Here is a 26,016-nt window from a genome sequence, read left to right on the forward strand (position 1 = left end):
TTGCCCTGGGTCACTTAGCCCAGGGTGTCGCCTGAGGTGTTCTCAGCGCCTTGGCCAAACGCAGTACGGCGGCTTCGATTTCATGGGCGGTCAAGGACGAGTAGCCCAATAACCACCCTTGTTTCTTCTCATCGCCAGCATACAGCCTGCTGAGGCCGGGCAGTTGTACACCGCAGCTCTCAGCCTGGCGGATAGTCATTGCCTCCGACCAGCCATCGTGCAGCAAACACGGAATTTGCAGCCCGCCCTGGGGGCGAGACGCGGTGACGATATCGCCCAAGTGTTTGCCTAGGGCATCCAGCAAGATCGATTGGCGTCCGGCGTAGAGCTTGCGCATTGCGCGGACATGGGCGTTGTAATGGCCGTCTTCCATGAAGCGCGCCAGCGTCAGTTGCTGGAGCTGTGGCGTGTGGCCATCCATCATGCTGCGGGCATAGGTGAAGGCGCTGATCAGTTCGTGAGGCAACACCATGTAACCCATGCGCAGGCCGGGGTAGAGGGTCTTGCTGAAGGTGCCGATGTACAGCGTGCGCTGGTATTTATCCAAGCCTTGCACGCAGGCGGTGGGTTTGCCGTCATAGTGAAACTCGCTGTCGTAGTCATCTTCAATAACCCATTTGCCCTTTTCTGCCGCCCAGTTGATCAACTCAAGGCGTCGCTCCAGTGGCAACGTGGCGCCGGTGGGGTATTGGTGAGAGGGAGTGACGTACACACAATTGGCGCCGCTGCGGTCGGCGTGCAGCAGTTCGGTACGTATGCCCAGCCCATCGACATCAATGGGTATGACCTTGGCCTCTGCGGTTTCGAAGGCTTTGCGGGCGCCGAAGTATCCTGGATTTTCCATCAGAATCGGTTTGCCGACGTCTACTAGCAACTGAGCGCATAGGAAAAGCGCCTGGCGAGTACTGCTGAGCACCAGTATCTGATCAGGGGAGCATTTGGCCCCGCGCTCCAGGTTCAGATAGGTGGCGATGGCTTTGCGCAATGGTTCGGCTCCCTGCGGGTCGCCATGCAATAACACGCTGCTGCGATAGTCTTTCGTCACTTGGCGTTGCAAGCGCTCCCATACATCGATCGCAAACGTCCGGGTCTCAGGCAGGCCGGTGGCGAATGCCCTGATCATCTGTTGATCGTTCACGCCACCGCTGTCGAGGATCATGCGACCGCGTTGGCTCAAGCCGACACCCGCTTCAGCCCGGCTGCTTTTGTCTTCCAGCGCCTTGATACGTCGGCGGGGCTTTCCGCACAGCTCGGCGCCTATGGCTTGGCATACATAACTGCCTGAGCCCCCGCGGCGCACGATAAAACCATCCCGCTGCAGCAATACGTAGGCGTTCTCTACGGTATCGCGAGCCACTCCCAGAGATTTGGCCAAAACCCGTGTCGCAGGCAGCTTGAGACCGGGGGCGAGTGCATCGTCAAGGATCAGGACGCGCAGTGCGCGTTGAATTCGCTGATGCAGATCCAATACCTGAAATTGCGCATCGTTGATCCGCATTTTCAGCGTTTCCAGCTCGAACGTCCTTTTCATACGGTCTGCCCTGCTTTGATGAATTGGCCTGTAATGCCAGGCCAGTTTATCCCTAGACTTTAGTCCGCACTACAGCCCTGCGCGTGCAAGGCTGGCACGCGTGGTCTGCGTCCGACTCCTTCGGAGTAGGTGGATGACCCCGGGCATTCCAGAGCTATGAATTATCTTCACGCGAGGTTTGATACCTCGTATTGCAAGGAGCAAATGACGCATGTCTTCCTCAACCTACCGGTCATCGTTGCGGCTGCATGAGCTTATCCATCCCGTGATGGCCGGGCTTATTTCCGTCATCGTCAACTATGGCGGCACATTCGTTCTGGTTTTCCAGGCGGCCAAGGCGGCCGGGCTTAGTCCCGAATTGACGGCTTCGTGGGTCTGGTCGGTTTCGATTGGTGTTGGAGTGACCGGCTTGTTTCTCAGTTGGGTGAGCCGTGAGCCAATCATTACTGCGTGGTCGACGCCCGCTGCGGCGTTTCTGGTTGTGGCGTTGTCCACCACGCCCTATGCCGAAGCCGTCGGTGCGTACATTATTTCGGCCATCGCGTTTGCGCTGCTTGGGTTGTCCGGTTGTTTTGAAAAAGTCATCCGGTTGATTCCACGCGGTATCGCTGCGGCCATGTTGGCCGGAATTCTGCTGCAGTTCGGGATTGGCGCATTTGAGGGCGTGAGCCTGGATCCCACGCTGGCTGGGCTGCTGGTTGCCACCTATGTGGTGCTCAAGCGGTTTGCCCCTCGCTATGCGGTCGTCGGCATTCTGGTAGTCGGGCTGGTTTTTCTGCTTGCACAGAACCGAGTGGATCTTTCGGGGTTGTCGCTGCAAGTGGCGGCCCCCGTTTTCACCACGCCCCAGTTTTCGATTAATGCGCTGCTCAGCGTGGCACTGCCGCTGTTTCTGATCACCCTCACGGGTCAGTACATGCCCGGCATGCTGGTGTTGCGTAATGATGGTTTCCAAGCCAGCGCGAACCCCATCTTGATGGTGACCGGGTTGGGCTCGCTGCTAATGGCGCCCTTCGGCTCGCACGCGTTTAACATCGCGGCCATCACCGCAGCCATCTGCACTGGCAAGGAAGCATCGCAAGACCCATCCAAGCGTTGGATCGCTGGCGTGGCTGCGGGCGTGTTCTACATCCTTGTCGGGGTGTTCGGGGTGACCTTGGCTGCCGTATTCATGGCATTCCCGGCGACATTCATTACGACACTCGCCGGGCTGGCGCTGCTCGGCACCATCGGAATGAGCCTGGCCAATGCTATGGCAGAGGCCAAATCCCGGGAAGCTTCGTTGATTACCTTCTTGGCGTGCGCCGCGAATATCACCTTGCTGGGCATAGGCGGGGCGTTTTGGGGCTTGCTGATCGGGTTGGCGGCTTACGCCCTGCTCAATGGGCGTCTACCAAGCCGCAAGGCCATGATCGTGCATGAAGAGCCAAAAGTCCGCGTGCCCCGCACCTGAACAGACGGGTTGCGCGCTAAGGCTTAACGATTGTCGAGGCCAGGGTCCACGCGCTTGCCAATGTCCTTCAGGCGCGCCAGTTGATCGACCATCCCGGGTGCTTCGTCCATGCTGGTGACGAAGGTCCAGAGGTAGGTCATGACCGCATATACGTGACCGGCCATGACTGCTGTCGACAGCGCCAACTGAGAGATGGCAACCACGAACAGCAGCGCTGCCAGCGTGCCGAGGAACAGGTACGCGGCGGCCTCGCGGTCTGAAAGCCAGATTCGCAGACGTGACAGCACGTGGTAGTGGCGGTGCAAGGTGGGTGCGCCGACTTTTTCCACCAGGCCGATTTCTTTCTCCAAGCGATCATTCAGGCGCTCATGCAGTGCCTGGTTGCGCTGGGCAAAGCGTGGCAACAGCGTGATGCACAGCAGCAGTGCGGCCACGCAGGCCAGGCCTACCCAAGGCTCAATCACGATCAACATCACCGCCGCGCCGATAATCGACACCAAAGCCGTGGCAATGATCGGCACGTGCTTTTCAAAGAAGTCGACAAACTCACGTGCGAGTACCACGCGTGCCGCGGATTTCGAGGTGCTGTGGTTTTGCTGGCGCTGGTTGAGAATGACAGGCACCGCAAGGTCGGCATAGATCCGTGTGAACGTGCGCGTATCCAGAGCCCGTCGTGCGGCCCCGACTACCCAGAACGCCATGACTACGACGGCGTAGAACAGCGCGCTGCGCGCGTCGCCGCGAAGGATGGAGTCCACCGCAAACCCTGCAAACAATGGGTAGGCCAGCAATAGCGCGTTTTCCAATGCGACCAGCGACAGTGTGCAGGACAACTTGCCGGGATAGGCTTTGGCGATGGCTTTTAAGGTTTGACCGGCAGATTGCTGGCCGATTTTCTTGCTTTCTTCGATCAGAATTTGTGGGGGGACGGATGACATGGGTGCACCAGAGGGATGATAAACGCTATTATTGAGCGACTGCTCAAGTATCCTTGAGCGATCGCTCAAAAAGCAAGCGCCGTTTATCTTCCCGCGCCTGAAGGAAATGTCCAATGTCGCGTATCGACCGTAAAGACCAGATCATCGCCGCTGCCCTGGAACTGTTTCGTAGCAAGGGTTTTGCTGATGTGTCTACCCGTGATCTGGCTGAACATGCCGGACTTTCCCGCAGCCACGTTTATCACTATTTCAGCGACTGGAAGGAACTGCGCCGCGAAGCCTTTGTGCGGTTTGCCAACGAACAGTTGGACGAAGTGCGTGCACCGCTGGCAGAGGCGCCGCCTCTGGAGGCGTTGGTGGGTTTCTTGTGTGACTGCCTTCCGAGCACCGCCGATGCTGGCTGGGCGCTATGGCTTGATGCTTGGGACGAAGCGATGCAAGACCCGGAAATGGCGCATGCTTATTTGGTGATCAATGCTCAGTGGCAAGGCATGCTCGCTGAGGTGATCGAGCGATGTGTCGCTGCCAAAGTCGTGCGTTGTGACTCGCCCCAACGCGCTGCCCGCCAGATCTTTGCCGTGGCGATGGGCTACGCCGATGACCTGATGCTCAAACCCTCCCCAGAGGCGGCCGAAGTGGCGTTGGACGAAGTCATGGAAGTGGCCCGGTTGTTGTTGGACTTTCCCAAGGGGCCTTAGCCGGTCGCCGCAGGCCGATACTGCAAGGCCTCCGCCAAATGAGTCCGGGTGATGCTGTCGGCTTGCTCAAGGTCGGCAAGCGTACGCGCCACCTTGAGTAGCCGATGGGCTGCGCGCAGGGAAAGCGTCAGCCGTTCACAGGCACTTTCCAGCCAGCCTTCATCAACCTTGGCCAGCTTGCAGTGCTCGCGCAACCCCGGCAGATCAAGGAAAGCATTTGCACAGCCCTGGCGTCGCTGTTGGCGATCGCGGGCCTGAGCGACCCGTGCCGATGCCTGGGCTGTGTTATCGCCAGCTTGTGAGGTTGGGTTCAGCGCGGTGGCTTCCCGGGCCACGGTGAGATGCAGGTCGATGCGATCCAGCAATGGCCCCGAGAGTTTGTTGCGGTAGCGCTGGACCTGCTCCGGTGTACAGCGGCAGCGTCCACTGGGTTCGCCCATGTAGCCGCAAGGGCAGGGGTTCATGGCGGCGACCAACTGGAAGCGGGCCGGGAAACTGACGCGATCACGGGCGCGGGAGATGACGATATGCCCTGATTCCAGGGGTTCGCGCAGCACCTCAAGTACCTTGCGATCAAACTCTGGCAACTCATCCAGAAACAACACGCCGTGATGGGCCAGGGTAATTTCGCCCGGCTGTGGTTTTGAACCGCCGCCTACCAGCGCCGGCCCGGAAGCCGAGTGGTGCGGCTGGCGAAAGGGCCGGTGCGGCCAATGGCTCAGCGGCGCCAGGCTGACTACTGATTGAATCGCCGCGACTTCCAACGCCTCCTGCTCACTCAACGGTGGCAATAACCCGGGCAGCCGGCTGGCGAGCAAGGTCTTGCCGGTGCCGGGCGGCCCGCTGAGCAGCAGGTTATGCGCGCCCGCAGCGGCAATCAGCAACGCGCGTTTGGCCGCAAGCTGGCCCTGTACTTCGCTCAGGTCCGGATAGGGTTTGTTCAGGCACAGCAAGCCGTCGGACTTATAGGGCTCAATCGGCACATGCCCATTCAAGTGCGCCACCACCTGCAGCAGGTGATCCACCGCAATCACCTTCAACCCCGACGCCAGGCAGGCTTCTTCGGCATTCGCCCGAGGCACTATTACAGTGCGCCCGGCCTTGCGCGCAGCCAACGCCGCCGGCAGCACCCCTTTGACTGCCCGCACCTCGCCGGACAGCGCCAACTCTCCCAGGCATTCCACATCATCGAGCATCAATGCCGGCACCTGCACACTGGCTGCCAGGATCCCCAAGGCAATCGCCAGATCAAAACGCCCGCCGTCCTTGGGCAGGTCGGCGGGCGCGAGGTTGAGGGTGATGCGGCGGGACGGGTATTGCAGTGCGCAGTTGAGGATCGCACTGCGCACGCGGTCCTTGCTTTCCTTCACAGCCGTTTCCGGCAAACCCACCAATGTGAGCGATGGCAGACCATTGGCCATGTGCACTTCGACGGTCACTGCGGGGGCTTCGACGCCAACCTGGGCGCGGCTGTGGACGATGGCGAGGGACATGCGCGTTCCTTGAAAAGGGTGCCGCTTCTTGCGGTTTTTCAAGGGTAGACGAGGCGGGGAAGAGCGAAGCGGGGGAGGTTTTACAGAACGTATCCGGCGCAGGCAGCAGCGCTTTATGTGGGCTCTGCCGGGCTAACGCTCGACAGCGCCCACACTGACCGTGCTCATTCGGCGGGTGGCGTCAGCCTGGCTTCCAGTTCCGCCACCTTCGCCTCCAGGCTCTCGAGTCGCGCTCGCGTGCGGGCAAGCACGACCATCTGGCTGTCAAATTCTTCCCGGCTCACCAGGTCGAGCTTGCTGAAGCCGCTTTGCAACAGCGCCTTGAATTGGCTTTCGATTTCAGTGCGAGGCAGCGGGGTTTCGCCGCTGAACAAGCGAGAGGCGTGGCCGCTGAGGGCGTCGAGGAAGTCTTTGGGCGCGAGCATGGGAAATATTCCGGAAAACTGTTGGGCGCCAGTGTATCACGCAGCGTCTATAGTCTTTTTCACGGCCGCGAGCGCACGCTTTTCGCGCAGGAGGTCTGGCGGTAGCGCACTGTTTTTGTGCGCATTGGCGTCGTCAAAACGCCCCGCGGGTGGGCACAAGTGGGCAATGGACTGATTTCAATGATTTTTACGGAGCTGGCAAGGTTTCTGCTTAGACGATCATGACCCATGCACTGATGCAGTCGCTGTGACGAATGCAGTGCGCCGACGGATCAGGGGTACAGGTTTCGTCACCAGTGGTTCGCTGGCGTCGCCACGGTAATTGTCGAGGCGACGATGCGTTACAAAGCCAGGCACTGCGCTTAGACTTGAGACGGGTTTGTTTTCCTGGGGCAAGTCCACCAATTCGGGAGAGAGTTTTCATGAAGCTAGTCACTGCCATCATCAAGCCGTTCAAGTTGGACGATGTACGCGAGTCACTGTCCGAGATCGGCGTGCAGGGCATTACCGTTACTGAGGTCAAAGGCTTCGGTCGGCAGAAGGGTCATACCGAGCTGTATCGCGGCGCGGAATACGTGGTCGATTTCCTGCCGAAGGTGAAGATTGATGTCGCCATTGACGACAAGGATCTTGACCGGGTTATCGAGGCGATAACCAAGGCGGCCAACACCGGCAAGATCGGTGACGGCAAGATCTTCGTGGTCAATCTGGAACAGGCTATTCGCATCCGTACCGGCGAAACCGATACCGACGCAATCTAAGCCGCCAAACCCCTTAACGCCCCAGGAGAAAACAATATGACTCTGCGTAAATTCGCAGGGCTAGGAGCCCTGTTGTCCCTCGTAATGCCCGCCCTGGCATTGGCGGCGGACCCAGCACCTGCTCCAGTCCTCAATTCCGGCGACACGGCATGGATGCTCACCTCCACCGCGCTGGTGCTGTTCATGACCATTCCGGGTCTGGCGCTGTTTTACGGCGGCATGGTGCGCTCTAAAAACATTCTTTCCGTGATGATGCAGTGCTTCGCCATCACTGGCCTGATCACCATCCTGTGGTTTGTCTACGGCTACAGCATGGCGTTCGATACCACCGGTATGGAAGCGGGCGTCGTCAACTTCAACTCCTTCGTGGGCGGCCTGTCCAAGTTGTTCCTGTCGGGCGTGACCCCAGCGAGCATCACGGGCCCTGCGGCGCTGTTTCCCGAGGCGGTGTTCGTCACCTTCCAGATGACTTTCGCCATCATTACTCCTGCGCTGATCGTCGGTGCTTTTGCCGAGCGTATGAAGTTCTCCGCGATGCTGATCTTCATGGGCGTCTGGTTCACCCTGGTCTACGCACCGATTGCCCACATGGTATGGGGCGGTCCGGGTTCGTTGCTGGGCGACTGGGGCGTGCTGGACTTCGCCGGTGGCACCGTGGTGCACATCAACGCGGGTGTGGCTGGCCTGGTGGCGTGCCTGGTACTCGGCAAGCGTAAAGGCTTCCCGACCACCCCGATGGCACCGCACAACCTGGGTTACACCCTGGTCGGCGCGGCCATGCTGTGGGTGGGTTGGTTCGGCTTCAACGCCGGCTCCGCGGCGGCTGCCAACGGTACTGCCGGTATGGCAATGCTGGTGACCCAGATCGCTACCGCTGCTGCGGCACTGGGCTGGATGTTCGCCGAGTGGATCACCCACGGTAAGCCGAGCGCACTGGGCATCGCCTCGGGCGTGGTGGCTGGCCTGGTGGCAATCACTCCAGCCGCCGGCACCGTGGGCCCGATGGGCGCACTGGTGATCGGCCTGGCCGCCGGTGTGGTGTGTTTCTTCTGCGCCACTACCCTGAAACGCAAGCTCGGTTACGACGACTCCCTGGATGCCTTCGGCGTGCACGGTATCGGCGGTATCCTGGGTGCGATCCTGACTGGTGTGTTCGCGGCGCCTTCGCTGGGCGGCTTCAACGCAGCCACCACTGATATCGCGGCGCAAGTCTGGATTCAGTGCAAAGGCGTCGGCTTCACCGTGATCTACACGGCCATCGTGACCTTCATCATCCTCAAGGTGCTGGATGTGGTGATGGGCCTGCGGGTTACCGACGAAGAAGAGGCGGTCGGCCTCGATCTGGCGCAACACAACGAACGCGGTTACAACTTGTAAATCCGCGAAAAAAAGATGCCCGGCTTGCCGGGCATTTTTTTGTCTGGCGTTTGTCAGTTCCAAAAGGCTGTAACGGTTTTTGTGCGGACTTTGTGATGGGCCGCACACGGCACTTTTTACTGTGCGAATGTCTTACAGGCATGTAGGCGTATTCGGCACTTTGTTTTTTTCCAGAGCACGCTAGAATGCGCGCCGATAGGCGGAGAACTGTATGTGGCAACAGACCCTGATTACTCTGCGGGCCAAGCCCCGGGGCTTTCACTTGGTAACCGATGAGTTGCTCGCCGGCTTGCCTGAATTGAAGGCATGTCGCGTGGGCCTGTTGCATCTGTGGCTGCAGCACACCTCGGCCTCGTTGACGGTCAACGAGAACGCCGATCCGGCGGTTCGCCGTGACTTCGAACGTTATTTCAACTCACTGGTGCCGCAGGGCCGTGCGGGGTTTGAACACAACGACGAGGGGCCGGATGATCTGCCGGCGCACTTCAAGGCCAGTCTCCTGGGCTGCCAGCTGAGTCTGCCGGTCAAGGCCGGCCGCTTGGCGATGGGGACCTGGCAAGGTGTTTATCTGGGCGAGCACCGTGATCATGGCGGTGCTCGTAAAGTCCTCGCCACCTTGCACGGTGATGAGGCATAAGCCACTGGTTATCCGGTGGATGTTGATTTTTTTCCGGCGACCTTCGACAGAAGGCGAAGCTGGGCTATAACTAATCTGCTTTTCGCAAGTCATGAGGTAGAACATGAGCGACGATGATCTGGAAAACGACGACCTCGAAGTGGGTGACGACGACGACACCGAAGAAGGTCTTGAAGCCGCGGCGGAAGACGTTGCTGAAGACGACGGTGGCGATGATGTACCTGTTCCTGCGGCCAAAGGCAAAGCCAAGGCTGCGGTTTCGGTAGACGAACTGCCGAGTGTTGAAGCCAAGAACAAAGAGCGCGACGCGCTGGCCCGTGCGATGGAAGAGTTCCTCGCCAAAGGTGGCAAAGTGCAGGAAGTCGAGGCTAACGTGGTGGCAGACCCACCGAAGAAGCCGGATAACAAGTACGGCAGCCGACCTATCTGAGGTCAGGCACCTGCTTGTAAGAAAAAGCCCGCCGTCGCTGCGGGCTTTTTCATGCCCTGGTCATTGTAGTGAGCGGGCTTGCCCCGCGCTGGGGGGCGAAGCCGCCCTAAACCCAGGCGCCTCGGTCTTTCTGAAATACCGCGATGTCCTTGTTGGGGCGGCTTCGCCCCAGCGCGGGGCAAGCCCGCTCACTACAAGTTATTGCCAGCTGGCGAGCAGCGGCGGTAACTCGGTCAGGCTGCGAATCTCCGCGTCCGGACGCTTGTCCGCTTCCCACGCCTTGCCCGTCGGGTTGAACCAAACCGCCCGAAGGCCCGCCTGCTGCGCCCCAGCGATGTCATCCCCCGGATGATCGCCAATATGCACCGCCTGGTCGGCATCCACGCCACCCCGCTGCAATGCCTCTTGAAACAGTCGCGCATCCGGCTTGGCAATGCCGATATCTTCAGCGCGCAGGGCGAAGTGAAAGTAGTCCGCCAGCCCCACACGTTGCACATCGGCATTGCCATTGGTGATCACCCCCAGCAGGAAGTGCTGGCGCAAGGCTTGAAGCATGGGCTCGGCCTCGGGAAAAGGGGTGAGTTGATGACGCGCATGGATGAAGGCTTCGAAGCATATGTCCGCCATCTGTGCGGCTTCAGGCGGTGGATAGCCGGCCTCTTCAAATGCGTGCAGCAGTATCCGGTGACGCAGGATGCTGATGCGATGCTTCAACTCGGGATGGCGCTCCAGCACTTGCTGGCGCAGGCTGGCGAAATGCTCAAGCGGCAGGTCGCCGACCTTGGCGGCATGGGTCGCCAGCCATTCGCGCATCGACGCTTCGGCACTGATAATGACGGGGACGTTGTCCCACAGGGTGTCGTCCAGGTCGAAAGTGATCAGCTTGATACTCATGAGTCGCCGCCCTTGATACGTTTGGCCCGAGGATGGGCGCTGTCGTATACCGTTGCCAGGTGTTGGAAATCGAGGTGGGTGTAGATCTGCGTGGTCTTGATATCGGAGTGGCCGAGCAGCTCCTGTACCGCACGCAGGTCCTGGGAGGATTCGAGCAGATGGCTGGCAAAGGAGTGGCGCAGCATGTGTGGGTGCAGGTTCTGCCCCAATTCTCGCTCTCCGGCCGCCTTGACCCGCAGTTGGATTGCTCGTGGTCCGAGGCGCCGCCCTTGTTGGCTGATAAACACGGCATCGTCCACCGGATTGGCCAGGGCGCGCAGCGGCAGCCACAGTTGCAACGCTTCCCGGGCTTTGCGGCCCACCGGCAGCACGCGGGTCTTGCTGCCCTTGCCGAGCACTTGCACCAGGCCGTCGGCCAGGTCCAGTTGGTCAAGGTTCAGGCCGGTCAGCTCCGACAGCCGCAGGCCAGAGGAGTAGAACAGCTCAAGGATCGCCTGGTCGCGATGGGCGAGGAAGTCGTCTTCAACGGCGCCATCGAGCAATTGCAGGGCGCGATCGGTATCCAGCGTCTTCGGCAGGCGTCGTTCGCCCTTCGGCGGAGAGAGGCCATTGGCCGGGTCGTGGTCGCACAGACCCTCGCGGTTCAGAAAGTGATACAGGCCACGCACCGCTGATAGCAGGCGTGACAGGCTGCGCGAAGATTGGCCGGCCTGGTGCAGGCGGGCGATCAGGCTGCGCAGGCTCTGGATATCCAGGGCTTTCCAGCTGGTGATCTGCTGTTTTTTACAGTGTGCCAGGACCTTGTCCAGGTCCCGCCGATAGGCTTGCAGGGTATGGGGCGACACCTGGCGCTCGTTGCGCAGGTGAGCGCAATAAGCGTCCAGTTGCCGTTCCATGGCTAGCGCACCGCGCGCAAGGTGCTGGTGAAGCGCGGTAATACGCGGCCAAGCACTTCGGCGATGTAGGTCAGGAACAACGTGCCCACCGAGCTCTTGTAGTGCGCAGGATCCCGACTGGCGATGGCCAATACGCCATGCAGGCCCTGGTGGCTGAGGGCGACCACGGCGGTGGAGCCGATCTGCTTGCGTTGTTCGGCACCAAACAGGAAGTCCAGCTCGTGTTCGCGCAAGGTGCCGCTGATGGTCTTGCCTTCGGACAGCAGGCCACCGATAGCGGTCTGTGCCTCGCCACCGCTGACCCAGCGACCCACCGGCATCGGGTTATCGCTGAACAGGATCAGGCTGACAAACGGGACCTGGAAGTCCTGGCGCAGGCTGTCTTCCACGGCGATCACCGTTTCTTCCAGGCTGTTGGCGTCCATCAGGGTCAGGATCAGGCGGCGTGTCTTGTCGAACAGGCGGTCATTGTCGCGGGCCACGTCCATCAGATGGGAGAGCCGATGGCGCATTTCGATATTGCGCTCGCGCAGGATGTTCATCTGGCGCTCAACCAGCGAAACGGTGTCGCCGCGCCGGTGAGGAATGCGCAGGGCCGGCAGCAGTTCTTCGTGATCGACGAAAAAGTCCGGATGAGCCTCAAGGTACGCCGCGACGGCAGCGGCCTCCAGACTGTCGGTTGGGGATGCTTGTGCGGGTACTTGAGGCTTATCGGTCATTGGTTTGGCTCACTCATAGACGGACCTGTCCTTCGTATACGCGCGAGGCCGGCCCGGTCATCATCACCGGGTGGCCAGGGCCTGCCCATTCGATGGACAAGCGTCCGCCGGGCAGGTCGATCAGCAACGGCGAATCCATCCACCCCTGGCTGATCGCGGCCACGGCAGCGGCGCAAGCGCCGGTACCGCAAGCCTGGGTTTCGCCGGCGCCGCGTTCCCATACACGCAATTGCGCGCGGGAACGGTCGATCACCTGCAGGAAGCCCACATTGACCCGTGCCGGAAAGCGCGGGTGATGTTCGATTTTCGGCCCCAATTCATGCACAGGAGCGTTGTTGATGTCATTGACCCGCAGCACGGCATGCGGGTTGCCCATGGAGACGGCAGCGATGTCGACGTTTTTGCCGTCAACCTCCAGCGCGTAGCTTGCGGCCTGCTCGGTAGCCTGGAACGGAATGTCTGCCGGCACCAGGCGGGGCTCGCCCATGTTGACGCTGATCTGGCCGTCGTTGCGGACATCCAGTTCAATCACGCCGCCCTTGGTCTCGACGCGAATCTGGCGTTTGGCGGTCAGGCGCTTGTCCAGCACGAAGCGCGCAAAGCAACGTGCACCGTTGCCGCACTGTTCCACTTCGGAACCGTCGGAGTTGAAGATCCGATAACGGAAATCCACCTCCGGGTTGCTTGGCGCCTCGACGATCAGCAGCTGGTCGAAGCCAATGCCGGTGTGACGGTCGCCCCACTGTTTGGCGTGTTTGGGCTGGATGTGCGCGTGCTGGCTGACCAGGTCGAGGACCATGAAGTCATTGCCCAGCCCGTGCATCTTGGTAAAACGCAGCAGCATGGCTTACTCCGGCAGCAGGCTTTCGCCAGCATACAACTCGGCTACCGTCTCGCGGCGACGCACTTCGAACGCTTGATCACCGTCCACCAGCACCTCGGCGGTACGGCCGCGGGTGTTGTAGTTGGAACTCATGACAAACCCATAGGCACCCGCCGAATGTACGGCCAGCAGGTCGCCTTCTTCCAGGGCCAACTGACGATCCTTGGCCAGGAAATCGCCGGTCTCGCAGATCGGGCCGACGATGTCGTAGGCGCGTGCAACACCTTCGCGTGGTGTTACAGCGGTGACGTTCATCCAGGCCTGGTACAGCGCCGGGCGGATCAGGTCGTTCATCGCCGCGTCGACGATGGCGAAATCCTTGTGCTCGGTGTGCTTGAGGTACTCGACCTGGGTCAGCAGCACGCCGGCATTGGCAACGATGTAGCGGCCCGGCTCGAACATCAGCGTCAGGCCGCGGCCCTCGATGCGCTGGAGTGCTGCCTTGATGTAGTCGGCCACCAGCGGCGGCTCTTCGTCGCGATAACGCACGCCCACACCACCACCGAGGTCGATGTGGTGCAGGTAGATACCACATTCGCCGAGACGGTCGACCAGTGCCAGCAGGCGGTCGAGGGCGTCCAGGAACGGTGGCAGCGTGGTCAGTTGCGAGCCGATGTGGCAGTCAACACCCAGCACTTCCAGGTTGGGCAGTTGGGCGGCGCGGATGTACACGTCTTCGGCGTCGGCAATGGCGATGCCGAACTTGTTCTCTTTGAGACCGGTGGAAATGTACGGGTGGGTGCCGGCATCGACGTCCGGGTTGACGCGCAGGGAGATCGGCGCACGAACACCCATCTCGGCGGCGACCACTTGCAGGCGCTCAAGCTCGTCGGTGGATTCGACGTTGAAGCAATGCACGCCGACTTCCAGCGCACGGCGCATGTCTTCGCGGGTTTTGCCGACGCCGGAAAACACGATCTTGTCCGCTTTGCCACCGGCTGCCAGCACGCGTTCCAGCTCGCCACGGGAGACGATGTCGAAACCGGCGCCCAGGCGCGCCAGGACATTCAGTACACCCAGGTTGGAATTGGCCTTGACCGCGTAGCACACCAGGCTTGGTGTGCCTTCCAGCGCGTCGGCAAAGCTGCGGTATTGGGCTTCGATATGCGCACGGGAGTACACATAGGTCGGGGTGCCAAAGCGCTCGGCAATCGCGGACAACGCCACGCCTTCCGCGAACAGCTCGCCGTCCCGGTAGTTAAAAGCGTCCATGGAGTTCCCTTATTCGTAGGTGTCGTGCTTATGCGCTTTGGATGGCTTTTGCGACGATTGTGCCTGGTCGTTCGGGTCTTTGCTGTCATCCGGCAGGTACAGCGGGCCTTTTTGACCACAGGCACTAACGAGGCAAGCGACCGCGACGAGCGCAGCAAGGGAAGAGATCAGGCGCTTCATGGCGAAATCCTTGAATATGCATTAATTGCGCCCGAGTATACCGACCACCCGCCAGCTTGCCTATGCGCTGAAATACCCGTCCGGCGGGGGTTTGCCGAGACGGCCGGGAAGCGTACTACGCTGCTTGAGGATATTTCACGCCGCCAATCGTGTTGAAATCGGTATCCTTTGCAATCGGCGAAGCTCGCCCGTATGGTGCGGCGCTTGAGCAGAACCAGACACTTTTGAGGTTGCCACAATGAGTTTGACCGAAGCCCGTTTTCACGACTTGGTGGATTCGACCCAGCAGGCGCTGGAAGATATTTTCGACGACAGCGGCCTGGACGTGGATCTGGAAAATTCGGCTGGCGTGCTGACGGTCAAGTTCGAGAGCGGCCAGCAGCTGATCTTCAGTCGTCAGGAGCCGCTGCGTCAGCTCTGGCTGGCGGCGCGTTCTGGTGGTGTTCACTTCGACTACGACGAAGAAAGCGGCAAATGGCAGTGCGACAAGAGTGAAGAGCTGCTGAGCGAGATGCTCACGCGCCTGGTCAACGACTACACCGGCGTCGAGCTGGACTTCGACGAGATCTGACGGTGACCCAGCCCGCACCTGCACGCCCGCCAAAGCCACTGTTCAGTAATGTCAGCCCGGCGGTGCCGTCACCTTGTATCAGTTTGTGTCGACTGGATGAGCAGAAAGTCTGCCTTGGCTGCTTTCGTCACGTGGAAGACATCCGTGAATGGCGCTCTGCCGACGATTCCCGGCGCCGGGTGATTTGTGCCGAAGCCGAGCAGCGCAGGGCGCGCGTCTGAGGCCGTCTTGTTTATTTGTGACGCTGTGGTAGTGTCCGGATACACCTCAACTCATCGAGGTCCGCGAGAACCCCGCCTTTTTTTGGCGGGGTTTTGCTTTTTTGTGCAGAAAAAAGGAGTCTGCCTGAATCATGACCACCGCACCTTCCATCATCCTCACCCGTCTTGACGTGCAGCGCCTGGAGCAATTGATCGACCGCTTGGGCGACGAGTCTCCCGGCGTCGAAGCGTTGCAAGCCGAACTCGACCGCGCCGAAGACGTGGTTGGTCACGATGAAGTGCCTGCGGGTGTCGTGACCATGAACTCCAGCGTGCATTGTCGCGAGCAAGGCAGCGGCAAGGACTACCACCTGACCCTGGTCTACCCGAAACACGCGAACGCCGATGAAGGCAAAATCTCGATCCTGGCACCGGTGGGCAGTGCGTTGCTCGGCCTGCAGATAGGCCAGCACATCGACTGGCCGGCACCGGGCGGCAAGACCCTCAAGCTGGAGTTGCTCAGCGTTGAAGGCCAGCCCAAGGATGGCGGCGCCTTTCCTCTCTAAACCTGGTTCAGCGCCTTGTTGAGCGAGAGTTCGAGCTCGGCCTTGTAGCGCAGATACAGGTTGCTTGGGCTTTGCACGTCACCGAGCAGGCCCGAGAGGTCCAGGTCGGTGATGTAGCAGCGGTAGCGCTCGGCTTCGCGGCGTTGCCCGACGATCTCCTGGGCGACCACGGCAAACAGTTGGTCGCCAAATTCCAGTTCGGAAAACTCGCGCTGATTGCAGTACAGCGTGATGCCCACTCGGCCGTGAGCGGCTTTGCCGATAATCGCCTGTACCTCATAAAACGCTTTGTCGGCCGGGGTCGAAGGTGCCGGCCGAGGCTCGATGCCGCGTGCACGGGTGCTGCCGGACGGCAATAGCTGGTAATACAGGGTTCGCACTTCGCCCAGCGGTTGTTGCGTGTCCAGGGACGACAGGGCTTCGCGGCGATAGATGATCGATTGAAGGAAACGTTGCAACGGTGCCAACAGGCTCTGTTCGTCATGAAAGGGCAGGCGTTGCTGCCAGAGCGCATTGAACTCATCCAGTACGTACAACTCGGCATGACCTTCATTGACCCGGTAGAACACCTGCACGCAATCGGCCAGGCCCATGGGCAGCAGCAACGCCAAGTCGTGGTCTTCCAGGGCCATGGCGTCCAGGTGCAGCGGGCTGTAGCTGGCGAGTTCTTCGCTGAGGTAGGCGATCAGTGCGTCCTGGGTTGGCAGCGACACATGGTTGGCCTGCCCCGGCACCAGTTCCATCACGTGATAATGCTGCTGCACCTGGAGCAGGTAACGGTGATTGCCTTGGCCGATCAGCAGGTTTTGTGCGGTATCGAAGATTTCTTCGACGCGCTGGGCAATGAACTGCGCACGGTTGTGGCAGAAGCAGCGTACCCGCAACCTGGGCAAGTGATTCGGCGGCAGTTGGTTGAGGTAGTCACGCAAGCATTCGAGCAGCGCGTGGGGGCCGTCGTAACGGCTGACCATCACCTCGTTCCAGCTATTGAGCGTGACCTGATCCAGGGTCAGCACGAGGTTGTCGCGTACACCGGCATAGCTGAGCGAGTCGGTGCGCTCGGTGGTCATCAGGATGTTCAGGTCGCGGTGATGTTTGAGCGGGTCGACGCCGACATTGATAAGCAACAACACTTCTTCCGGAACCGCCGAACGCAGCAGGCGTTCTTCATCGACGCTGACCAAGGGCAGGGCGATGGTCTGCTGCAGGCTGCCCAGCAGGTTGAACAGCTCGAACTCCGTCATGTCACTGGTGCCCGGGTGCAGCGCCAGGCGGGTGCTGCTGTCGATCACACCGTTGCGATGGCACCAGGTGAGCATTTCCAGCAGGTCGCGGCTGCGCTTGATCGGCGCGAAGTGCTCCCATTCCAAGGCCGTAAGGTTACCGTTATACAGGCCCCAGTAATGCCGGCCGGGTTCTTTGCGGTTGGGCGATTGCACCAGGGTCAGGGTGTCTTCGGCCAGGTCCGGGGCGATGCCGGGGTTGATGAACTCGACCTTGCCGGCCTTGCGTTCAAAGGCTGCATATAAGCGTCGACCCAGCACATTGAGGTCACGCCGGTTGATCGGGCTGACGGTCTTCTCGGTGCGGGCGAACTGGGTCAGGAAGCGGTAGCTGTAATTGAGCTCATTGACCAACGCCCGGCGTTCCAGCGCGACCTGGCGCACTTTCCACTGGCTGCGGCTGTCCAGCAGGGTCAGCTGACGCGGGTCCCAGCCCCACTCGTGGGCCAGCCGTTCCAGCAGCAGGCGTTGCCAACTGGTGGTGCGCTGGCCGGCGCTGAGTTTGCGGTTGACCTTCAAATACAGCGCGCGCCGCACCAGCTCAAGGCGCTCCGGCTCGTTGCGGGCCTTGAGGTACTCCTCGATCCGCCGATAGACCACGATGTACGGGTCCAACTCATCCAGGTCCAACTGGTTGGCGAACACCGCCCGTTTGAAGCGCAGGCTCAGGCACTGCACGTTCGGGTGTTCGCTGGCGTAGACCTCGGTCAGCAGCAACTTGAGCACCGACTTGTAGGGCGACTCGATGCCTTTGAACAGTTGCCAGAGGCCGGCGCCAATGAACTCGCCTGGAGGAATGTACGCCAGGTGGCCCAGATCGAGGGTTTCGTCGGCGCGGATAAAGCGCTTGGAAATCAGCGCATGGGTGAACTCGGCATAGCGGGTTTCTTCATACACCGGCACCAGCCACCAGATCGGCGTGCGCCCGGCCAGCCAGATCGCGGTGCGGTAGAACTCATCCAGCAGCAGGTAATGCTGGGTGGTCCCGCAGTCGTCGGAGCTGAGCTGCGTATCACGCTCACCCAGTACAAAGCGCGTCGGTTCGATCAGGAAGAAGTGCGCCTCGGTGCCCATGGTCAGGGCCCAGGCTTCCAGTAGCTGGCACTTTTTACGTAGCTCGGCCAGTTCGTTGTCGTTGAGGTCCGGGGCGTGGCACACCCACACGTCCATATCGCTTTGATCCGCCTGGGCCAGGGTGCCGAGGCTGCCCATCAGGAACAGGCCGTGGATCGGCCTGGGCTGATTGACCGGGCGTGGCTTGTAGGAGAACGAGCGAGTCAGGCGTTGGGCTTCATTGAGGGCTTGGGCGTCGGGCTCGAAGTTGGACAGGCCGGCCGGGGTGCTGCCGGACACGTAGCCAGGCAACAGCGGGTGATTGACGTGGAAAAACAGCGGCAACATCGCCAAGACGCTCTGCTGGCGTGGTGTCAGCCCTTCGACGGCGCGGGCCATGCGGCCCTCGTTCAGGGTCATGAAGCGTGCGCGCAACTGGGCCAGCACCTTGCGGTCGATGCCTTCATCCAGATCGGGACGGATTTCGTGGGTGCGGGTCATTTCGCAGGCGTTGGCTCGAAGAGCCCGACATGGGCGGCCGTGTAGGAGTTTACAGTCAGAAGGGTAGGAGGTTTAGAGGGGAAAAGGCTTTTTGGCGCCAGATTTTTCACTATTACACAGCAATGCCCACGGAATCCGCAGCCAGCAGACTCCGTGGGCGGTATCAGGTCTCAGGCGGCTTCTTTTTTCGTGGTGCTCAGAATCCTCAGCAGGCCTTGGGCGTGCTCGGCTGCATCCCGACCGAGGCTTGTCAGGTAGCCACCGTCGGGTTGGGTGATCAGCTCTTTTTCAAACAGGCGCCTGGCAGCGGCGATGGCAGTGGGGGCAGCGGTCTGGTGGACTTTAAGACCTTCCTGGGAGCTGTCCAGGCTGAAGAGTGCAAGGATTTCCAGTTCGGCAACCAACTCAGGGGTATACGACATAAGGACTCCAGACTTTCTAGAATTTATTAGAGGCTAGCAGGACATAAGGTGAACGCACTTTGCCGGGCTGTCCAGTCACAAACTCCTGGGTCTTGATATGGCGCAAGTTTGTGGCGAGGAAGCGGGCTTCCCTGCCACCAATATCCCTGGATTCAGGCGTTTTCCGGAGGCAGGTCGGGCAATGCACGCAGCGCGGTTTCGTACCATTGGGTATCGAATGCGCGGTCTTCTTCGAGCATCTTGTCGATTTCGACAGCCAATACATGGGCCATGAGATTCAGAATGTCTTCGCGCTCGTAACCCACCAGCGTCAGCTTGTTGAAGGTGGCCTTGGCGGCAGGCGGGTTGTCGCTCTCGATCTGGTTTTCAATCGCCTGGGTCAGCGTGCTCTCGGTGAACTCTTCTTCGTCGTTGTCGATATCGGTCGGCTCGCTCATGGCAGGCTCCTCAAGGAAAGGACGCCAGTCTACGCCCATTCAGGCAAGTGATGCTGCTGGCAAGGTCGGGTTCGGGAGGCTATAACGCTTGCAGCCAACCCCACACATGGCATGGAGGCACGCGCAATGCTCAAGCTTTACGGTTTTTCGGTCAGTAACTACTACAACATGGTCAAACTGGCGCTGATGGAGAAAGGACTGCCGTTTGAGGAAGTGCTGTTTTTCCCAAGTCAGACTCCAGAGGCACTGGCGGTAAGCCCGCGTGGCAAAGTGCCGGTGCTGGGCGTGAAGCAGGGTTTCATCAATGAGACCAGCGTGATCCTTGAATATATCGAGCAAACCCAGGAAGGCCCTGCCCTGTTGCCGGGCGAGCCGTTTCAGCGCGCCCAGGTGTTGGCGCTGTGCCGGGAAATTGAACTGTATATCGAGTTACCGGCCCGCGCGTGTTTTGCCGAGGCATTTTTCGGTATGCCGGTGCCGGACGCAATCAAGGAGAAATCCAAGGCTGATTTGCTGTTGGGGATCGCATCATTAGGGCGCCACGGCAAATTTGCACCGTATGTGGCGGGTGAGAGTTTGACGATTGCCGACCTCTATTTCATGTACAGCGTGAACCTTGCCTGTGCGGTAGGCGAAAAGCTGTTCGGGCTGGATTTTCTGGAAGGTCTGGAGAAGGCCAAGGCGTTGCTGGAGCGACTGCACGCCATGCCTAATGCCCAGAAGGTGGCGGCGGACAGGGAAGCGGCGATGCCAGCATTTTTGGCGATGATCGCTGCCAAGAAATAGTCAGCATGGGTGCTGTTCAAAATGTGGGAGGGAGCAAGCCCCCTCCCACAAGCATGCATCAGCGGCTGGCGAGCAGTGCCTGGCCGCGCGCGACGGCTGCCTTGACCTGCGCCGGCGCAGTGCCGCCCACGTGGTTGCGGGCGTTGACCGAGCCTTCCAGGGTCAGCACGGCAAACACGTCCTGCTCGATCTGGTCGCTGAACTGGCGCAGCTCTTCCAGGCTCATTTCCGCCAAGTCCTTGCCGGTATCCACGCCGTATTTGACGGCATGCCCGACGATTTCATGGCAGTCACGGAACGGCAGGCCACGGCGCACCAGGTAGTCCGCCAGGTCGGTCGCGGTGGAGAACCCACGCAGGGCCGCTTCACGCATGATTGCGTGCTTGGGCTTGATCGCCGGGATCATGTCGGCAAAGGCGCGCAGCGAGTCGCGCAGGGTATCGGCCGCGTCGAACAGCGGCTCCTTGTCTTCCTGGTTGTCCTTGTTGTAGGCCAGCGGCTGGCCTTTCATCAGGGTCAGCAGGCCCATCAGTGCACCGAACACGCGACCGCTCTTGCCGCGCACCAGCTCGGGCACATCGGGGTTTTTCTTTTGCGGCATGATCGAGCTGCCGGTGCAGAAGCGGTCTGGCAGGTCGATGAATTGAAATTGCGCGCTGGTCCACAGCACCAGCTCTTCGGAAAAGCGCGACAGGTGCATCATCGCGATGCTGGCTGCGGCGCAGAATTCGATGGCGAAGTCACGGTCCGACACGCCGTCCAGGGAGTTGCCGCCAACGGCGTCAAAACCTAGCAGTTGTGCGGTGTACTCACGATCGATCGGGTACGTGGTACCGGCCAGCGCGGCGCTGCCCAGCGGCATGCGGTTGGCACGTTTGCGGCAATCCACCAGGCGCTCGTAGTCGCGGCTGAGCATTTCGAACCAGGCCAGCAGGTGGTGGCCGAAGGTTACAGGCTGTGCAGTCTGCAGATGGGTGAAGCCGGGCATGATGGTGTCCGATTCGCGCTCGGCCTGCTCCAGCAAACCTTTTTGCAGGCGGGTGATCTCGGACAGGATCAGGTCGATTTCGTCGCGCAGCCACAGGCGGATATCGGTGGCCACCTGGTCGTTACGGCTGCGACCGGTATGCAGCTTCTTGCCGGTCACACCGATGCGATCAGTGAGGCGCGCTTCGATATTCATGTGCACGTCTTCCAGGTCGACGCGCCAGTCGAACGTACCGGCTTCGATCTCACCGCGAATGGTGGTCAGGCCGTCGATGATGCTGTCGCGCTCGGCGTCGGTCAGCACGCCCACCTTGGCCAGCATCGTGGCGTGGGCGATCGAGCCCATGATGTCGTGGCGGTACAGGCGCTGGTCGAAGGTGACGGAGGCGGTGAAGCGGGCGACGAAGGCGTCGACGGGTTCACTGAAGCGGCCGCCCCAGGACTGGTTGGTCTTGTCGGTGCTCATGGATTCGCTCGTGATCTGCTTAAAAGAGGCATGGAGGTGTACCGGCGATAATAACAGGGTTGCCTGGGGAGGCGGTGCTGCGGGTGGTCGGCATTTTTATTTGTACAAAGGGTGGCTAAGTGCCTTGCCGCCGAACGCGTCCGGGAAGAGACTGGAGCCAGATGTTTATTGAAACGATATTTGACGATTGAGCAATGTGGTCTCAGTGAGCGTCTACAGTTGCACTGATAGAGCGTGAATGCACCAAAGTCGGGTGATGCGGTCGAAGCCCTGACTATCCATTAGAAAAGGGGGGTATTCGGATTGTGTATCAGTAAACCCTACGACGATGCCCTGAGGCAGGCGGTCTTGGGCGCAATTGAACAGGTCCGGGTAAATATGGGTGCCACTCTTGGGGCACTTTTTGCCGCTCGCGCTAGTCTTAGCGTGGATCGCTGTGACGCAAGTCACCGCACCTGTCTACGCTATCCTTGTGCGAGACTCACGCAGGAATCCAGCGCAATATGAATGTCCTGATCGTTGATGACGAACCCCAAGCCCGCGAGCGACTGAGCCGTTTGGTCAGTGAACTCGAGGGTTATACAGTCCTTGAACCGAGCGCCACCAACGGCGAGGAGGCGTTGACGCTGATCGACAGCCTCAAGCCGGATGTGGTGTTGCTCGATATCCGCATGCCAGGCCTGGATGGCCTGCAAGTCGCGGCTCGCTTGAGCGAGCGAGAGTCGCCACCCGCAGTGGTGTTGTGCGCCGCTCACGAAGAGTTCGCCGCACCCACGCTTGAGGCCAGTGGCGTCAGCTTCCTGGTCAAGCCGGTGACTGGCGAAGCCTTGCTCAAGGCCCTGAAAAAGGCCGAGCGCCCAAACCGCGTCCAACTCGGTGCCCTGACGCTGCCCGCCGCCCAAAGTGGCAACGGGCCGCGCAGCCATATCAGTGCGCGCACCCGCAAGGGTATCGAGCTGATCCCCTTGGACCAGGTGGTCTACTTTATTGCCGACCACAAATACGTGACCCTGCGGCACGAGGCGGGCGAGGTGTTGCTTGATGAGCCCCTCAAGGCCCTCGAGGATGAGTTCGGCGACCGCTTCGTGCGTATCCATCGCAACGCGTTGGTGGCCCGTGAGCGAATAGAGCGCCTGCAGCGCACCCCCCTTGGGCACTTTCAGCTGTTTTTGAAAGGGCTTAACGGTGATGCCCTGATCGTCAGCCGACGCCATGTCGCGGGTGTGCGCAAGATGATGCAGCAGCTTTAGCCCAAAGGCTGCGGCGAGGTTTTCAGCCCCGATCCCGGTGCGATGCGGCCAGGGAGGCCCCGCACTTGCTGATTCAAATCAAAGCGTGTCTGCCTGAGCTGTTATTATCTGCCGTATCTATTCAGTACGGATTGATCCATGTCCTCTCGCGAAATCCGCATCGCCACCCGTAAAAGCGCCTTGGCCTTGTGGCAGGCCGAATACGTCAAAGCACGTCTTGAACAGGCCCATCCGGGTCTCAAGGTGACCCTGGTGCCCATGGTCAGTCGCGGCGACAAACTGCTGGATTCGCCCCTGTCGAAGATCGGCGGCAAGGGTTTGTTCGTCAAGGAACTGGAAACCGCACTGCTGGAAAACGAAGCCGATATCGCCGTGCACTCGATGAAAGACGTGCCCATGGACTTCCCCGAAGGCCTGGGCCTGTATTGCATCTGCGAACGCGAAGACCCGCGTGATGCGTTTGTTTCCAATACCTACAAGTCTCTGGACGAACTGCCGTTGGGCAGTATCGTCGGCACCTCCAGCCTGCGTCGCCAGGCGCAGTTGCTCACCCGTCGCCCGGACCTGCAGATCCGCTTCCTGCGTGGCAATGTCAATACCCGCCTGGCCAAGCTGGACGCCGGAGAGTACGACGCGATCATTCTCGCGTCCGCCGGTTTGATCCGCCTGGGCTTCGAAGACCGCATCACTTCGCCGATCAGCGTCGAAGACAGCTTGCCCGCAGGCGGGCAGGGCGCCGTGGGCATCGAATGCCGTACCGCCGACAGTGAAATTCACGCCCTGCTCAAGCCCCTTGATCATCCGGATACTGAAGTCCGTGTCACCGCCGAGCGCGCCCTGAACAAGCATCTTAACGGGGGGTGCCAGGTGCCGATTGCCTGTTATGCCGTGCTTGAAGGTGAAAACCTTTGGCTGCGTGGCTTGGTAGGCGACCCGGACGGCGGCACGTTGCTCACCGCTCAAGTGCGTGGGGCACAGCGTGACGCCACAGCCTTGGGCATCCAGGTGGCTGAGGAACTGTTGGCCAAGGGTGCCGGCGCCATTCTGCAAAAGGTCTACGGTGAGGCGGGTCCGCAGTGACCCAGTGGCGTGTGCTGCTGACGCGGCCAGCCGAAGAGTCGATGGCGCTGGCGGCGTCATTGTCCGAGGCCGGCATTTTCAGCAGCAGCCTGCCCTTGCTGGATATCGAAGCTTTGCCGGTCACGGCTGAGCAACAAGCTGTGTTTAGTGGCCTGGGCCGCTATTGTGCGGTGATTGTGGTGAGCAAGCCTGCCGCACGCCTGGCCTTGCAGCAGTTGGATCGAGTCTGGCCGCAACTGTCCTGGTTCAGTGTCGGCGCGGCCACCGCACAGGTACTGGCCGATCACGGCCTCAACGTTCAATATCCGCAAACCGGCGACGACAGCGAGGCCTTGCTTGCATTGCCGACCCTGCGTGAGGCTATCGCAGGCCCAGGCGCCCGTGTATTGATCCTGCGGGGTGAGGGCGGCCGAGAGCTGCTGGCTGAGCGTTTGCGCGAACAAGGTGCTAGTGTCGACTATCTGGAGTTGTATCGCCGTTTCTTGCCGGCTTATGACACTGGGGTGCTGATGCAACGCATCCAGTTGGAACGCTTGAACGGCGTGGTGGTCAGCAGTGGGCAGGGTTTGCTGCACCTGCAAGCCCTGGCTGGGCCGGACTGGCCACAGGTGGCACGGCTGCCATTGTTCGTGCCCAGCCCGCGAGTCTTTGAGATGGCGCGGGCTGCGGGCGCAGAAAAAGTTGTGGATTGTCGCGGTGCGAGTGCCGCGGCTTTGTTAGTGGCGTTACGGAGCTTTCCCGTTCCCACTCTCTGATACGCAAAGGACGGATACGTGAGCGAAACAGCCTTGCCTAAAGATGAAGCTCAGCCCGCGCTCGATGCGCCGGTTGCACCGGTCACCGAACCACGCCGTGGCAATGGCCTGGCGATCCTCGCCCTGCTGCTGGGCGCCGCAGGTGTTGCCGCCGGCGGCTGGGGAATCTGGCAGGTGCGCAGCCTGCAGGCCAGTAACCAGCAGCAGTTGAGCCAAGTGCAAAGCCTCGACGACCAATCCCAATCCTTCAAGCAGAGCCAGCAACAGCTGACGGCGCGGCTGGCGCAGTTGCCCAGTGCTGACGAGCTGGAGGAGCGCCGCCGCCTGGTGGCCCAGTTGCAGGGCGACCAGCAACGTTTGAGCCAGCGCCTGGAAACGGTGCTGGGCGCCAGCCGCAAGGATTGGCGTCTGGCCGAGGCCGAGCACTTGATTCGTCTGGCCAGTTTGCGTTTGTCCGCCCTGCAGGACATCAACAGCGCTCAGTCGCTGGTCCAGGGCGCCGACGAAATTATTCGCGAACAGAGCGATCCCGGCTCCTTCGCCGCCCGCGAGCAGTTGGCCAAGAGCCTTGCCGCGCTGCGTAGCACCGAGCAGCCGGACCGCACCGGGCTGTACTTGCAATTGGCCGCGCTGCGTGACCAGATTGTGCAACTGGCGGCTGTCGCACCTGAATACCAGCTCACCGAGCCTGCCTCCCAAGGGCGTCCGACCACCGATACAGACAACCGCTTGAGCGAATGGTGGGAGCAGATTTCCCGCTACTTCCGCATCGACTTCAACCCCGACGATAATATTCGCCCACTGCTGGCCGGCCAGGGCTTGAACCAGGTACGCCTGGCCCTGAGCCTGGCTCTGGAGCAAGCCCAATGGGCGGCGCTCAACGGTGAGGCGGCGGTGTACAGCCGTTCTCTGGCTGAGGCGCGCAGCGTGCTGCAGGACAACTTCAACCAGGACAACCCGCAGAGCAAAGCGATGCTGGCGCGTATCGCTGAACTGGAGCCCAAGGCAGTTTCGGTGGTGACGCCGGACCTGGCGGCAAGTCTCGCGGCAGTGCAGGCGTATCTTGAGCGTCGTCACCTGTCTGCCGATGAAGCCAAAGCATCGGCGGGCACGCCGGCGACCCAGGAGTAGA

Annotated in this window: 28 protein-coding genes; 14 read left to right on the forward strand and 14 right to left on the reverse strand. The window is 60.7% G+C overall.

What is annotated here, in order from left to right; translation table 11 throughout:
* Nucleotides 1–10: 10 nt before the first annotated feature.
* A complete protein-coding gene (pdxR, locus tag MJP36_RS03100; protein ID WP_244384868.1) occupies nt 11–1,531 on the reverse strand; it encodes a MocR-like pyridoxine biosynthesis transcription factor PdxR in 1,521 nt (506 codons plus the stop codon).
* A gap of 211 nt (nt 1,532–1,742) precedes the next feature.
* Here pdxR and MJP36_RS03105 point away from each other — a divergent pair, with 211 nt between their 5' ends.
* Complete coding sequence (locus MJP36_RS03105; protein ID WP_244384869.1) at nt 1,743–2,984, forward strand: benzoate/H(+) symporter BenE family transporter; 1,242 nt, start codon at nt 1,743–1,745, stop codon at nt 2,982–2,984.
* Between the two features lie 23 nt (nt 2,985–3,007).
* Here MJP36_RS03105 and MJP36_RS03110 read toward each other — a convergent pair whose 3' ends face one another.
* A complete protein-coding gene (locus tag MJP36_RS03110) occupies nt 3,008–3,922 on the reverse strand; it encodes an ABC transporter six-transmembrane domain-containing protein (protein WP_244384870.1) in 915 nt (304 codons plus the stop codon).
* 113 nt (nt 3,923–4,035) lie between these two features.
* On the opposite strand from MJP36_RS03110, the gene MJP36_RS03115 reads away from it, so the two are divergent.
* Complete coding sequence (locus MJP36_RS03115; RefSeq protein ID WP_244384871.1) at nt 4,036–4,620, forward strand: TetR/AcrR family transcriptional regulator; 585 nt, start codon at nt 4,036–4,038, stop codon at nt 4,618–4,620.
* Here the strand turns inward: MJP36_RS03115 and MJP36_RS03120 are convergent.
* The gene (locus MJP36_RS03120; protein WP_244384872.1) at nt 4,617–6,113 is read right to left on the reverse strand and encodes a YifB family Mg chelatase-like AAA ATPase; all 1,497 of its coding nucleotides are present in this window, start codon (nt 6,111–6,113) and stop codon (nt 4,617–4,619) included. The genes MJP36_RS03115 and MJP36_RS03120 overlap by 4 nt on opposite strands.
* 164 nt (nt 6,114–6,277) lie before the next feature.
* A complete protein-coding gene (locus tag MJP36_RS03125) occupies nt 6,278–6,538 on the reverse strand; it encodes an accessory factor UbiK family protein (RefSeq protein ID WP_060753624.1) in 261 nt (86 codons plus the stop codon).
* 422 nt (nt 6,539–6,960) lie between these two features.
* Between MJP36_RS03125 and glnK the strand changes: the two genes are divergently transcribed.
* The 4 genes from glnK to sutA all read left to right on the forward strand — a co-directional run bounded on the left by glnK (nt 6,961) and on the right by sutA (nt 9,743).
* Nucleotides 6,961–7,299, forward strand: a complete 339-nt coding sequence (glnK, locus tag MJP36_RS03130; protein WP_002555808.1) for a P-II family nitrogen regulator — start codon at nt 6,961–6,963, stop codon at nt 7,297–7,299.
* A 36-nt stretch (nt 7,300–7,335) separates the two neighbouring features.
* Nucleotides 7,336–8,676: an ammonium transporter gene (locus MJP36_RS03135; RefSeq protein WP_104995009.1), complete on the forward strand. Its 1,341-nt coding sequence runs from the start codon at nt 7,336–7,338 to the stop codon at nt 8,674–8,676.
* A 211-nt stretch (nt 8,677–8,887) separates the two neighbouring features.
* Nucleotides 8,888–9,313, forward strand: coding sequence for a secondary thiamine-phosphate synthase enzyme YjbQ (locus MJP36_RS03140; RefSeq protein ID WP_060753622.1), 426 nt, complete (start codon nt 8,888–8,890; stop codon nt 9,311–9,313).
* A gap of 103 nt (nt 9,314–9,416) precedes the next feature.
* Nucleotides 9,417–9,743, forward strand: a complete 327-nt coding sequence (sutA, locus tag MJP36_RS03145) for a transcriptional regulator SutA (protein WP_060753621.1) — start codon at nt 9,417–9,419, stop codon at nt 9,741–9,743.
* A 198-nt stretch (nt 9,744–9,941) separates the two neighbouring features.
* On the opposite strand, the gene MJP36_RS03150 is transcribed toward sutA, so the two are convergent.
* The 6 genes from MJP36_RS03150 to lptM are packed head-to-tail and all read right to left on the reverse strand — an operon-like array spanning nt 9,942 to nt 14,527.
* Nucleotides 9,942–10,637, reverse strand: a complete 696-nt coding sequence (locus MJP36_RS03150) for an HAD family hydrolase (RefSeq protein ID WP_060753620.1) — start codon at nt 10,635–10,637, stop codon at nt 9,942–9,944.
* On the reverse strand, nt 10,634–11,533 hold the full coding sequence (gene xerC, locus MJP36_RS03155) for a tyrosine recombinase XerC (protein WP_060753619.1): 900 nt from the start codon (nt 11,531–11,533) through the stop codon (nt 10,634–10,636). Before xerC ends, MJP36_RS03150 begins: the two co-directional genes overlap by 4 nt.
* A gap of 2 nt (nt 11,534–11,535) precedes the next feature.
* Nucleotides 11,536–12,252, reverse strand: coding sequence for a DUF484 family protein (locus MJP36_RS03160; protein WP_060753618.1), 717 nt, complete (start codon nt 12,250–12,252; stop codon nt 11,536–11,538).
* A 13-nt stretch (nt 12,253–12,265) separates the two neighbouring features.
* Nucleotides 12,266–13,096 carry a diaminopimelate epimerase gene (dapF, locus tag MJP36_RS03165; protein WP_090368005.1) on the reverse strand — a complete coding sequence of 277 codons (831 nt, stop codon included), beginning with the start codon at nt 13,094–13,096 and terminating at the stop codon, nt 12,266–12,268.
* A gap of 3 nt (nt 13,097–13,099) precedes the next feature.
* Nucleotides 13,100–14,347 carry a diaminopimelate decarboxylase gene (lysA, locus tag MJP36_RS03170; protein ID WP_104995005.1) on the reverse strand — a complete coding sequence of 416 codons (1,248 nt, stop codon included), beginning with the start codon at nt 14,345–14,347 and terminating at the stop codon, nt 13,100–13,102.
* A 9-nt stretch (nt 14,348–14,356) separates the two neighbouring features.
* Nucleotides 14,357–14,527 carry an LPS translocon maturation chaperone LptM gene (gene lptM / locus MJP36_RS03175; RefSeq protein ID WP_078739734.1) on the reverse strand — a complete coding sequence of 57 codons (171 nt, stop codon included), beginning with the start codon at nt 14,525–14,527 and terminating at the stop codon, nt 14,357–14,359.
* Nucleotides 14,528–14,765: 238 nt separating this feature from the next.
* Between lptM and cyaY the strand changes: the two genes are divergently transcribed.
* The 3 genes from cyaY (at nt 14,766) to rnk (ending at nt 15,864) form a co-directional block, all read left to right on the forward strand.
* Nucleotides 14,766–15,098 carry an iron donor protein CyaY gene (gene cyaY, locus MJP36_RS03180; protein WP_060753615.1) on the forward strand — a complete coding sequence of 111 codons (333 nt, stop codon included), beginning with the start codon at nt 14,766–14,768 and terminating at the stop codon, nt 15,096–15,098.
* A gap of 2 nt (nt 15,099–15,100) precedes the next feature.
* Nucleotides 15,101–15,319, forward strand: a complete 219-nt coding sequence (locus MJP36_RS03185; RefSeq protein WP_081086974.1) for a DUF1289 domain-containing protein — start codon at nt 15,101–15,103, stop codon at nt 15,317–15,319.
* A 131-nt stretch (nt 15,320–15,450) separates the two neighbouring features.
* Complete coding sequence (rnk, locus tag MJP36_RS03190; protein WP_060753614.1) at nt 15,451–15,864, forward strand: nucleoside diphosphate kinase regulator; 414 nt, start codon at nt 15,451–15,453, stop codon at nt 15,862–15,864.
* Here the strand turns inward: rnk and MJP36_RS03195 are convergent.
* The 3 genes from MJP36_RS03195 to MJP36_RS03205 form a co-directional block, all read right to left on the reverse strand.
* The gene (locus MJP36_RS03195; protein WP_161548615.1) at nt 15,861–18,701 is read right to left on the reverse strand and encodes a class I adenylate cyclase; all 2,841 of its coding nucleotides are present in this window, start codon (nt 18,699–18,701) and stop codon (nt 15,861–15,863) included. The two genes, rnk and MJP36_RS03195, sit on opposite strands and share 4 nt — an antisense overlap.
* Nucleotides 18,702–18,871: 170 nt before the next feature.
* Nucleotides 18,872–19,123, reverse strand: a complete 252-nt coding sequence (locus MJP36_RS03200; protein ID WP_161548616.1) for a TIGR02647 family protein — start codon at nt 19,121–19,123, stop codon at nt 18,872–18,874.
* 152 nt (nt 19,124–19,275) lie between these two features.
* On the reverse strand, nt 19,276–19,560 hold the full coding sequence (locus tag MJP36_RS03205; protein WP_060753611.1) for a hypothetical protein: 285 nt from the start codon (nt 19,558–19,560) through the stop codon (nt 19,276–19,278).
* 126 nt (nt 19,561–19,686) lie between these two features.
* On the opposite strand from MJP36_RS03205, the gene MJP36_RS03210 reads away from it, so the two are divergent.
* Complete coding sequence (locus MJP36_RS03210) at nt 19,687–20,346, forward strand: glutathione S-transferase family protein (protein ID WP_060753610.1); 660 nt, start codon at nt 19,687–19,689, stop codon at nt 20,344–20,346.
* A gap of 58 nt (nt 20,347–20,404) precedes the next feature.
* Here MJP36_RS03210 and argH read toward each other — a convergent pair whose 3' ends face one another.
* Entirely contained in the window at nt 20,405–21,799 is a 1,395-nt protein-coding gene (gene argH / locus MJP36_RS03215; RefSeq protein WP_034110688.1) for an argininosuccinate lyase, read from the reverse strand.
* 503 nt (nt 21,800–22,302) lie between these two features.
* On the opposite strand from argH, the gene MJP36_RS03220 reads away from it, so the two are divergent.
* The 4 genes from MJP36_RS03220 (at nt 22,303) to MJP36_RS03235 (ending at nt 26,015) form a co-directional block, all read left to right on the forward strand.
* Nucleotides 22,303–23,049 carry a LytR/AlgR family response regulator transcription factor gene (locus MJP36_RS03220; protein WP_060753609.1) on the forward strand — a complete coding sequence of 249 codons (747 nt, stop codon included), beginning with the start codon at nt 22,303–22,305 and terminating at the stop codon, nt 23,047–23,049.
* Between the two features lie 138 nt (nt 23,050–23,187).
* Nucleotides 23,188–24,129 carry a hydroxymethylbilane synthase gene (gene hemC / locus MJP36_RS03225; RefSeq protein WP_104995002.1) on the forward strand — a complete coding sequence of 314 codons (942 nt, stop codon included), beginning with the start codon at nt 23,188–23,190 and terminating at the stop codon, nt 24,127–24,129.
* On the forward strand, nt 24,126–24,884 hold the full coding sequence (locus MJP36_RS03230; RefSeq protein WP_161548617.1) for a uroporphyrinogen-III synthase: 759 nt from the start codon (nt 24,126–24,128) through the stop codon (nt 24,882–24,884). The genes hemC and MJP36_RS03230 overlap by 4 nt, the downstream gene beginning before the upstream one ends.
* 18 nt (nt 24,885–24,902) lie before the next feature.
* Nucleotides 24,903–26,015, forward strand: coding sequence for a uroporphyrinogen-III C-methyltransferase (locus MJP36_RS03235; RefSeq protein WP_090368016.1), 1,113 nt, complete (start codon nt 24,903–24,905; stop codon nt 26,013–26,015).
* The last annotated feature ends 1 nt before the right edge of the window (nt 26,016 follow it).

This window comes from Pseudomonas palleroniana, assembly GCF_022836895.1.
Classification (GTDB): domain Bacteria; phylum Pseudomonadota; class Gammaproteobacteria; order Pseudomonadales; family Pseudomonadaceae; genus Aquipseudomonas; species Aquipseudomonas palleroniana.

What these genes read in the sequence shown, in the direction of transcription:
- pdxR (WP_244384868.1), bottom strand. Translation starts at nt 1,531, where the DNA reads ATGAAAAGGACGTTCGAGCTGGAAACGCTGAAAATGCGGATCAACGAT.
- MJP36_RS03105 (WP_244384869.1), top strand. Translation starts at nt 1,743, where the DNA reads ATGTCTTCCTCAACCTACCGGTCATCGTTGCGGCTGCATGAGCTTATC.
- MJP36_RS03110 (WP_244384870.1), bottom strand. Translation starts at nt 3,922, where the DNA reads ATGTCATCCGTCCCCCCACAAATTCTGATCGAAGAAAGCAAGAAAATC.
- MJP36_RS03115 (WP_244384871.1), top strand. Translation starts at nt 4,036, where the DNA reads ATGTCGCGTATCGACCGTAAAGACCAGATCATCGCCGCTGCCCTGGAA.
- MJP36_RS03120 (WP_244384872.1), bottom strand. Translation starts at nt 6,113, where the DNA reads ATGTCCCTCGCCATCGTCCACAGCCGCGCCCAGGTTGGCGTCGAAGCC.
- MJP36_RS03125 (WP_060753624.1), bottom strand. Translation starts at nt 6,538, where the DNA reads ATGCTCGCGCCCAAAGACTTCCTCGACGCCCTCAGCGGCCACGCCTCT.
- glnK (WP_002555808.1), top strand. Translation starts at nt 6,961, where the DNA reads ATGAAGCTAGTCACTGCCATCATCAAGCCGTTCAAGTTGGACGATGTA.
- MJP36_RS03135 (WP_104995009.1), top strand. Translation starts at nt 7,336, where the DNA reads ATGACTCTGCGTAAATTCGCAGGGCTAGGAGCCCTGTTGTCCCTCGTA.
- MJP36_RS03140 (WP_060753622.1), top strand. Translation starts at nt 8,888, where the DNA reads ATGTGGCAACAGACCCTGATTACTCTGCGGGCCAAGCCCCGGGGCTTT.
- sutA (WP_060753621.1), top strand. Translation starts at nt 9,417, where the DNA reads ATGAGCGACGATGATCTGGAAAACGACGACCTCGAAGTGGGTGACGAC.
- MJP36_RS03150 (WP_060753620.1), bottom strand. Translation starts at nt 10,637, where the DNA reads ATGAGTATCAAGCTGATCACTTTCGACCTGGACGACACCCTGTGGGAC.
- xerC (WP_060753619.1), bottom strand. Translation starts at nt 11,533, where the DNA reads ATGGAACGGCAACTGGACGCTTATTGCGCTCACCTGCGCAACGAGCGC.
- MJP36_RS03160 (WP_060753618.1), bottom strand. Translation starts at nt 12,252, where the DNA reads ATGACCGATAAGCCTCAAGTACCCGCACAAGCATCCCCAACCGACAGT.
- dapF (WP_090368005.1), bottom strand. Translation starts at nt 13,096, where the DNA reads ATGCTGCTGCGTTTTACCAAGATGCACGGGCTGGGCAATGACTTCATG.
- lysA (WP_104995005.1), bottom strand. Translation starts at nt 14,347, where the DNA reads ATGGACGCTTTTAACTACCGGGACGGCGAGCTGTTCGCGGAAGGCGTG.
- lptM (WP_078739734.1), bottom strand. Translation starts at nt 14,527, where the DNA reads ATGAAGCGCCTGATCTCTTCCCTTGCTGCGCTCGTCGCGGTCGCTTGC.
- cyaY (WP_060753615.1), top strand. Translation starts at nt 14,766, where the DNA reads ATGAGTTTGACCGAAGCCCGTTTTCACGACTTGGTGGATTCGACCCAG.
- rnk (WP_060753614.1), top strand. Translation starts at nt 15,451, where the DNA reads ATGACCACCGCACCTTCCATCATCCTCACCCGTCTTGACGTGCAGCGC.
- MJP36_RS03195 (WP_161548615.1), bottom strand. Translation starts at nt 18,701, where the DNA reads ATGACCCGCACCCACGAAATCCGTCCCGATCTGGATGAAGGCATCGAC.
- MJP36_RS03200 (WP_161548616.1), bottom strand. Translation starts at nt 19,123, where the DNA reads ATGTCGTATACCCCTGAGTTGGTTGCCGAACTGGAAATCCTTGCACTC.
- MJP36_RS03205 (WP_060753611.1), bottom strand. Translation starts at nt 19,560, where the DNA reads ATGAGCGAGCCGACCGATATCGACAACGACGAAGAAGAGTTCACCGAG.
- MJP36_RS03210 (WP_060753610.1), top strand. Translation starts at nt 19,687, where the DNA reads ATGCTCAAGCTTTACGGTTTTTCGGTCAGTAACTACTACAACATGGTC.
- argH (WP_034110688.1), bottom strand. Translation starts at nt 21,799, where the DNA reads ATGAGCACCGACAAGACCAACCAGTCCTGGGGCGGCCGCTTCAGTGAA.
- MJP36_RS03220 (WP_060753609.1), top strand. Translation starts at nt 22,303, where the DNA reads ATGAATGTCCTGATCGTTGATGACGAACCCCAAGCCCGCGAGCGACTG.
- hemC (WP_104995002.1), top strand. Translation starts at nt 23,188, where the DNA reads ATGTCCTCTCGCGAAATCCGCATCGCCACCCGTAAAAGCGCCTTGGCC.